The organism is Kitasatospora sp. NPDC059571, from assembly GCF_042735675.1.
GTDB lineage: Bacteria > Actinomycetota > Actinomycetes > Streptomycetales > Streptomycetaceae > Kitasatospora.
In genome coordinates this window covers 16,755-23,853 of record NZ_JBHWBW010000009.1, presented here as the reverse complement: position 1 = coordinate 23,853, position 7,099 = coordinate 16,755, and the positions used below count along the sequence as shown (strand labels likewise).

Below are 7,099 nucleotides of genomic sequence, written 5' to 3'. Positions count from 1 at the left end.
GGCACCGAGGTCTACTACCCCCGGGCGCTCACCGAACAGCCCGCCCACGCCGACCAGCCGGGGGGGGCGGGCCCCCGGCGGGGGCGCGCCGGCGCGGCGCCCCCCCCCCCGCCCGGCGGACGGCGGCTCAGGAGGCCGCGGTGATGATCGCGAAGACCGCGCCCTGCGGGTCGGCGACCAGGGCGATCCGGCCGACCGGGGTGTCGAACGGCGGTGCCAGCACCGTGCCGCCGCCCTTGACCAGGGCGTCCACCGTGGAGTCGGTGTCGTCCACCGCGAAGCAGACCTGCCAGTGCGACGGCGTCCCGGGCGGGTCGTTCTCCAGGCCGACCACGCCGCCGACCGGCCGGCCGCCGACCTGGAAGCCGTGGTAGCCGGGCATGCCCTCCATCGGCGCGACCTCCACGCCGAACACGGAAGTGTAGAAGGCCGATGCGGCCGGGAGGTCGCTGGTGTGCAGGTCGTTCCAGGTCAGCGCGCCCGGCTCGTTGACGACGCCGGCACCGATGAACTCCAGCGGCTGCCAGACACCGAAGACCGCACCCGTCGGGTCGGCGGCCACCAGCATCCGGCCGGTGGTCCCGACGTCCATCACCGGCATCAGCGTGGTGCCGCCGGCGGCGGTGATGGCGGCCAGCGAGGCGTCGGCGTCGTCGGAGGCCAGGTAGGTGGTCCAGACGGTGGGCGGGGCGGGCTCCCCCTCGGGGGCCATCGCGGGGCCGATGCCGGCCACCGGGCGGCCGTTCAGCGCGCACACCGCGTAGCCGCCGTACTCCGGCGGGCCGACCTCGCCCTGCCAGCCGAACAGGTCCCGGTAGAAGTCCAGCGCGGCCTGCTGGTCCTTGGCCATCAGGTCGACCCAGCACGGCGTGCCGGGCTTGTAGCGGGCGGTTACCTCGGGCATTGCGCCTCCCAGCGTGACGGTCCCCCGCCGCCCACCTTGGCCGCTGCCCCGCCCGCCCGCCACTGGGAGGGGCAGCGGCCGCGCGGGTGAAAGCGCCGACGGCGGCGGCCGCGTTCCGTAGGCTGCTGCGGGGGCCGCCCCGGCGCGGACCGGCGGCCCGGAGCGAGGGGAGAGCCGGATGGGCGTGGAGATCGAGCGCAAGTTCCTGGTGGAGCCGGGCGCCGAGGTGCCCGGGGGCCGGACGCTGCCCGTCCTCCAGGGGTACCTGGTGGTCGGCGCCGGCGGCGACGAGGCCCGGCTGCGGCGCCAGGGCGAGGCCTGCTCACTCACCGTGAAGCACGGCTCCGGGCTGGTCAGGGGCGAGTGGGAGATCGCCCTCGACCCGGCGCAGTTCGCCGAGCTCTGGCCCGCCACCGAGCGGGCGCGGCTGGAGAAGGACCGGCGGATCGTCCCCCTGGACGGGACCGAGGCCGTGGTCGACAGCTACCACGGCCGGCTGGCCGGCCTGCGCACGGTCGAGGTCGAGTTCGCCTCGCAGGAGGAGGCGGCCGCCTTCGCACCGCCGCCCTGGTTCGGCACCGAGGTCACCGACCGCGACGAGTACAAGAACCGCCGGCTGGCCACCGCCACGGCGCCGCCGGACTGACGGTGCGTCACTGCCCGCTGCACCGGGGCGGACCGGTGCGGACCGTGCGGGGGACGGCGAAGGGCGTCCTCCGTACGGAGAACGCCCTCCCGACAGGCTTGTGACAGGTGGGCCGCCAGGGGCTCGAACCCTGAACCTACGGATTAAAAGTCCGCAGCTCTGCCAATTGAGCTAGCGGCCCGCCGGCAGGCGCTCCACCGTGTCGGTACAGCACGCGCCGGGGGCGATCCTACCCGGTGATCCCTGCCGCCCCGCCAGCGGATTGTGCGCCGCGCCGGAAGATCACGCCGCGGCTGCCAGGTGGGCCGCCCGCACCCGCCGCAGCCATGCCTCCGCGGGCGCCTCGTCCGGGGATTCGGGCAGTAAACCGGGTCGGTCGAAGCGGGCCTCCGCGGCGGCGAGCAGTTCCACCGCCTCCTCGGGCCGCGCCGCGTAGCGCTCGCCGAGGGCGCGGACCCGCTCCGGGTCGGCGAGCCGGATGGTGATCCCGCCGCTCTCGTGCAGGGCGAGGCCCTGCTCGACCAGCCGGACGAGGTGCCGGGCGTGCTTGGCGGCCCGCGCCCGGGCCGCCGGGTCGGCCGGGTCCCGGGTGGTGAGCTTGCGGAACTGCTGGGCCGCGTAGCCCAGATAGGCCCGGCGGACGGGGCCGGCCCCGAGGAAGGACCGCCGAATGCCGATCAGTTCGTCGCCGAACGCCGTCCGCACCTCGTAGAGGTCGTCGGTCAGCCAGACGAGCTCGGACGCGGTCGGGTTGCCGGCCAGCGCGAGCCGGCACCACTTGGCGGCCTCGTGCAGGGTGTGGTCGGGGGCGGTGGTGACGTGCGACTCGGCCGGCCGGTGCAGGCCGTGGAGGTCGGTGGTCGGTGCCGCGAACAGGCCGAGCCGGTCGATGTCGGACCCCGCGTGCGCGAGCCCGTACGCGGTGGATCCGACGATGCCGGAGAGCAGGATGTGCATGGGCGCGTCGCCTCCGCTTCGCACAGGTGGATGGTTGGCCGTTCGGGCAGTCTGCCGCCGGACGGCCCTGCCGCGCGAACCATTTGCGCTCCGTCGGTACGTCGTTGCGGGGCGGCGGCGCGGGCCGCGCCGATACTGGGCGCATGGCGAACAGCGGGACTTCGACGGCGAAACTCCGTGCCTGGTGGGCGCACCGGCAGTGGCTGGACGGCACCCGGGCCGGCGCCTCCCCCGCCGAGGTGCTCGCCGCCGCGGGCTGGGCCCGCTCGGTGGGCGGCGCCGCCCCCTACCTCGGGCTGTTCGCCCGGGCCGGGCTGGGCCGGGCGGAGGTGGACGCGGCGGTGGCCGCGCTGGAGGTGCACGAGCTGCCGTCCGCCCGCGGCTGCACGTACGTCCTGCCGGCCGCCGACTTCGCGCTCGGGCTGGCGGCCGGGGCGAGCGTCCCCGAGGGCGAGATCGCCTCCGCCGCCAAGCATCTGGACGTCACCCGCGACGAGGTGGAGAAGCTCTGCCTGGCGGTCACCGAACTCCTCTCCGAGGACGGCCCGATGGACCCGGCGGCGATCCGCGGGGCGGCCGGCCCGGCGGTGCGCTCGCTCGGCGAGGCCGGCCGCAAGCGCGGGGTGTCGACCACCCTGCCACTGGCCCTCGGCCTGCTGCAGGCCCGCGGCTCGATCCGCCGGGTGCCGGTCAACGGCCGTCTGGACCAGCAGCGTTACGGCTACGTCCGGTGGGACCAGCCGGTCCGGGGATCGGCCGCCGAGCTCGCCGAGCGGTACCTGTCCTGGGCCGCCCCCGCCTCGGTGCAGCACCTGCGCTGGTTCACCGGCTTCACCGCCGCCACCGCGAAGGCCGCGCTGGCCCCGCTCGACCTCGTCGAACTGCCCGGCACCGACCTGCTGCTGCCCGTCGAACTGGCCGACGAGTTCGAGGACTTCACCGTCCCGTCGGAGCCGTCGTACGCGCTGCTCGCCGGCATCGACGGGATCCACCTGCTCCACCGCGACCTGGCCCGGCTGCTCGATCCGGCCGATGCGCAGCGGCCCGTCCCGGCCTCCCGGGCCGGCCGGAGCTTCGGCAGCGAGAGCGACCCGCAGACCCATGTCGTGGTCGACCGCGGGCGGATCGTCGGCTGCTGGGAGTACGACACCGAGCAGCGGGAGATCGTCCACCAGCTGTTCGTGCCCGCCGACGCGGCCCTGCGCGACGCGATCGCCCGCACCGAGGCCTTCGTCCGCGACGAACTCGGCGACGCCCGCGGCTTCAGCCTGGACTCCCCGAAGAGCCGCGCCCCGAAGATCGCCGCGCTGCGCGCCGCCGCCGACGCCTGACCCGACCCGACCGGCACCGCCCCGGCCGGCCTATCGCGGGCCGGCCGTACGGTCGGCTGCGGCCCGGCCGTTCGGCTACGGTCGGACCATGGACGACGAGGTACTGGTGATCACCGGTGGGGGCCGAGGCATCGGCGCCGCCACCGCCCGGCTGGCCGCCGCCCGCGGCTACCGGGTCTGCGTCAACTACCGGGCCGACGAGGAGGCCGCGGCCGCCGTGGTGTCCGGGATCGAGGCCGCGGGCGGCATCGCGATGGCCGTCCGGGCGGACGTCAGCCGGGCCGCCGAGGCCGCCCGACTGTTCCGCGCCGTGGACGACGAACTCGGCCCGCTCACCGCCCTGGTGAACAACGCCGGCACGCTGGAACGGCAGTGCCGGCTCGACGAGATGGACGAGGACCGGCTGGCGCGGATCTGGGCGGCCAACATCACCGGCCCGTTCCTCTGCGCCGGCGAGGCCGTCCGGCGGATGTCGACCCGCCACGGCGGCCGCGGCGGCGCGATCGTGAACGTCGGCTCCGCGGCCTCCCGGCTCGGCTCGCCCAACGAGTACGTGGACTACGCGGCTTCCAAGGGCGCGCTGGACTCGATGACCCGCGGGCTGGCCCTGGAGGTCGCCGCCGAGGGGATCCGGGTGAACGCGGTGCGGCCCGGCCTGATCCACACCGGCATCCACGCGCTCGGCGGCGAGCCCGGCCGGGTCGACCGGGTCGCCCCCGACCTGCCGCTCGGGCGCGGCGGGCAGCCGGAGGAGGTCGCGGAGGCCATCGTGTACCTGCTGTCGCAGGCCGCCTCGTACACCACGGGCGCGTTCCTGGACGTCGCGGGCGGGCGCTGACCGTCCAGGGCGGCGCGGGGCGGCGAGCCGTCCCGTCCCGGGCCGCCCGGCAGGCGGGCGGGGGAGCGGCCAGCGGCCGCCCGGCGGCCGGCCCCGCGAGTTGGCCGGAAGCCCCGGCCGCGGCGCCCGGCGGCACCTACCGTGGAACCCATGAGCGACCGTGAGACCGACACCATCGGCATTGCCGACGCGACCACCCTGCCGGGCCGGCCCGAACTCGCCCACGTCGCCGTCCCGGACGTGCCCAACTTCCGGGACGCCGGCGTCGGGCCGCTGCGCCGGGGCGTGCTCTTCCGCTCGGGCACGCTGAGCCTGCTCACCCCGGAGGGCGCCGAGCGGCTCGCGGCGCTCGGCCTGCGGACGGTCGTCGACCTGCGCACCGCGACGGAGCGCTCCCGCTGGCCCGACGAGCGGCACGGGCTCGGGTACGACGACCACCACCTCCCGCTGCTCCCGGACCGCGCCGAGACCGGCATCGAGTGGCCCGTCGGCGCACGGGAGGTCTACGTCTTCATGGCCGAGACCGGCGGCTACGCGATCGCCGGGGCCGTCCGCCGGATCGCCGCCGAGGACGGGCTGCCCGCGATCGTGCACTGCGCCGTCGGCAAGGACCGCACGGGCATCACCATCGCCGTCCTGCACCACCTGGCCGGCCTGCCGCAGGACGAGATCGTCGCCGACTTCCTCCGCTCCAACGCCCACCTCGGCCTCGACCGCGGGCCGGTCACCTATCTCGACGAGAACGGCGACGAGCAGCTCTCCCACCCCGTGGAGGCGGAGAACCTGCTCGCCGCCCTCGACCGCATGCGCGAACTCCACGGCACCGTCGAGGACTACCTGCTGGCACACGGCGCGACCCGTGCGGACCTCACCGCCGTCCGGGCCCGGCTGGCCGGCTGACCGCCGGGTCCTTCCGGGGTGGGCCGCCCGGCCCGCCGGGCAGCCCCGGCGTCCTCACCACTGGCCGGCGTCGTCACCGGTCGCGGGAGCGGAGCGCTCCTCCCAGCCGAAGGCGAGGGCCAGGACGGCGGCGATCGACGCGAGTTGGGTGATCGCCGAGACCCGGGTGCCGAGCAGCACGGTGGCCGCGGCCGGGACGGCGGCGACCAGGCGCGGCGCCACCGGGTGCAGCCCGAGGGTGTGCCGGATGTCCGCGTTGACCAGCAGGAAGAGGACCGGGCCGGCGGCCAGGGTGACCGCCCGGTCGAGGGGCAGGTGCCCGGTGGGATGGGCCACCGCGCCCTCGGCGCCGGCGGCGAACAGGATCACCGCGAAGAGCAGCAGGTAGTGGCCGAGGTTGTGGACGCGGATGGCGAGCCGGTTGCGCCGCGCGTCGTCCAGCGGGGCCAGGAAGCGGACGGACTGCTCGTCGTCGTCGTGGCCGAAGTACGCCCACCACAGGCCGACGCAGACGGCGAGCGCGCACAGGGCGGCCAGCACCGGGGTCACCGTGAGCTCGGGCCGGTCGCCCGCGCCCATGCCGAGGGCGATCACCGACTCGCCGAAGGCGATGATCACCACCAGCCCGTGCCGTTCGACGAAGTGGTCCGCCCGCAGGTGGAACCGGGGCAGGTCGACGAGGTACGGCGTGATCAGCTGGAGCGCGAACGCCGCCGCCCAGAGGGCGAGCTGGGGCGCGCCCCGGAGGTAGCCGCCGACGACCACCAGGGCGGCGTTCACCAGGTTGGCCAGCCCCATCCGGAGCACCGCCGTCCCACCCACCCCGGCCCCGGCGAACATCCCGGTGTGCACGGCGATCACCACCAGGTACGCCAAGCCGAAGGCGACCCCGCTGCCCTCGAAGGCGTGCGGAACCGCCAGCGAGATCACCAGGAACCCGGCCATGGCGGTCAGCAGCAGGCCCCGCCGCGGGTGGGTGGAGGGCGGCATCGCATTGGTGAGCCAGATGAAGGCGTCGTACATCCACCAGATCACCGCCAGCATCACCAATACCCGGACCAGCCCACCCGGGGTGAGGTGGTGGGTCAGGCTGGCGGTGAGCTGGGTGATGGTGAAGACGAAGACGAGGTCGAAGAAGAGCTCCAGCGGGCTGGCGCGGAGCTGTGAGTCGGACTCTGTCACGGTCGGTTCGGCGGTCACGTCGGTGAGTATGGATCAGGAGTGCGGGCCGCCGGGGCGGTTTGGGCGGCACCGCCCGCAGCGGTGGCCCGGCCGGTCGGGGACGAACCGGCCGGGGTTACCGTGGGGCGTCGGACAGGTCCGTGAAGGAGTGCACCATGGCGAGGATCCCCACATCGGCCGTCGCCGCCGCCGGACTGGTCGGCGGCTACGGCACGGCGCGCTGGAGCGGGCGCCGCGAGCTCGGCGGCGCCGTGCTCGCCGCGGCCGGGACGGCGGCCGCCGTGCCGGGGCGGCGGCCGGCCGGTCCCGGGCGGGCCGCGGCGCTCACCCGGGGCGACGCG

Annotated in this window: 7 protein-coding genes, 1 tRNA gene and 1 pseudogene; 5 read left to right on the top strand and 4 right to left on the bottom strand. The window is 75.8% G+C overall.

Annotation, left to right across the window (positions count from 1 at the left end; all coding sequences use genetic code 11):
• Nucleotides 1-127: 127 nt before the first annotated feature.
• Nucleotides 128-904 carry a VOC family protein gene (locus ACFV0G_RS02810; protein ID WP_380540481.1) on the bottom strand — a complete coding sequence of 259 codons (777 nt, stop codon included), beginning with the start codon at nt 902-904 and terminating at the stop codon, nt 128-130.
• 178 nt (nt 905-1,082) lie between these two features.
• Between ACFV0G_RS02810 and ACFV0G_RS02805 the strand changes: the two genes are divergently transcribed.
• Nucleotides 1,083-1,550 (top strand): adenylate cyclase, encoded by a 468-nt coding sequence (locus ACFV0G_RS02805; protein WP_380540478.1) that lies wholly within the window; start codon nt 1,083-1,085, stop codon nt 1,548-1,550.
• A 108-nt stretch (nt 1,551-1,658) separates the two neighbouring features.
• On the opposite strand, the gene ACFV0G_RS02800 is transcribed toward ACFV0G_RS02805, so the two are convergent.
• Nucleotides 1,659-1,731 (bottom strand) — tRNA-Lys (locus ACFV0G_RS02800).
• A 101-nt stretch (nt 1,732-1,832) separates the two neighbouring features.
• On the bottom strand, nt 1,833-2,507 hold the full coding sequence (locus ACFV0G_RS02795; RefSeq protein ID WP_380540542.1) for a DNA polymerase beta superfamily protein: 675 nt from the start codon (nt 2,505-2,507) through the stop codon (nt 1,833-1,835).
• Between the two features lie 143 nt (nt 2,508-2,650).
• Here ACFV0G_RS02795 and ACFV0G_RS02790 point away from each other — a divergent pair, with 143 nt between their 5' ends.
• The 3 genes from ACFV0G_RS02790 to ACFV0G_RS02780 all read left to right on the top strand — a co-directional run bounded on the left by ACFV0G_RS02790 (nt 2,651) and on the right by ACFV0G_RS02780 (nt 5,576).
• Complete coding sequence (locus ACFV0G_RS02790; protein WP_380540475.1) at nt 2,651-3,838, top strand: DNA glycosylase AlkZ-like family protein; 1,188 nt, start codon at nt 2,651-2,653, stop codon at nt 3,836-3,838.
• Nucleotides 3,839-3,926: 88 nt separating this feature from the next.
• Nucleotides 3,927-4,676, top strand: coding sequence for an SDR family oxidoreductase (locus ACFV0G_RS02785; protein WP_380540472.1), 750 nt, complete (start codon nt 3,927-3,929; stop codon nt 4,674-4,676).
• Nucleotides 4,677-4,826: 150 nt separating this feature from the next.
• Nucleotides 4,827-5,576 (top strand): tyrosine-protein phosphatase, encoded by a 750-nt coding sequence (locus ACFV0G_RS02780; protein ID WP_380540470.1) that lies wholly within the window; start codon nt 4,827-4,829, stop codon nt 5,574-5,576.
• 54 nt (nt 5,577-5,630) lie between these two features.
• On the opposite strand, the gene ACFV0G_RS02775 is transcribed toward ACFV0G_RS02780, so the two are convergent.
• The gene (locus ACFV0G_RS02775) at nt 5,631-6,776 is read right to left on the bottom strand and encodes a low temperature requirement protein A (protein WP_380540467.1); all 1,146 of its coding nucleotides are present in this window, start codon (nt 6,774-6,776) and stop codon (nt 5,631-5,633) included.
• Nucleotides 6,777-6,913: 137 nt separating this feature from the next.
• Between ACFV0G_RS02775 and ACFV0G_RS02770 the strand changes: the two are divergent.
• Nucleotides 6,914-7,099 (top strand): annotated as a pseudogene (locus tag ACFV0G_RS02770) (hypothetical protein); the annotation flags it as partial.

What these genes read in the sequence shown, in the direction of transcription:
- ACFV0G_RS02810 (WP_380540481.1), bottom strand. Translation starts at nt 904, where the DNA reads ATGCCCGAGGTAACCGCCCGCTACAAGCCCGGCACGCCGTGCTGGGTC.
- ACFV0G_RS02805 (WP_380540478.1), top strand. Translation starts at nt 1,083, where the DNA reads ATGGGCGTGGAGATCGAGCGCAAGTTCCTGGTGGAGCCGGGCGCCGAG.
- ACFV0G_RS02795 (WP_380540542.1), bottom strand. Translation starts at nt 2,507, where the DNA reads ATGCACATCCTGCTCTCCGGCATCGTCGGATCCACCGCGTACGGGCTC.
- ACFV0G_RS02790 (WP_380540475.1), top strand. Translation starts at nt 2,651, where the DNA reads ATGGCGAACAGCGGGACTTCGACGGCGAAACTCCGTGCCTGGTGGGCG.
- ACFV0G_RS02785 (WP_380540472.1), top strand. Translation starts at nt 3,927, where the DNA reads ATGGACGACGAGGTACTGGTGATCACCGGTGGGGGCCGAGGCATCGGC.
- ACFV0G_RS02780 (WP_380540470.1), top strand. Translation starts at nt 4,827, where the DNA reads ATGAGCGACCGTGAGACCGACACCATCGGCATTGCCGACGCGACCACC.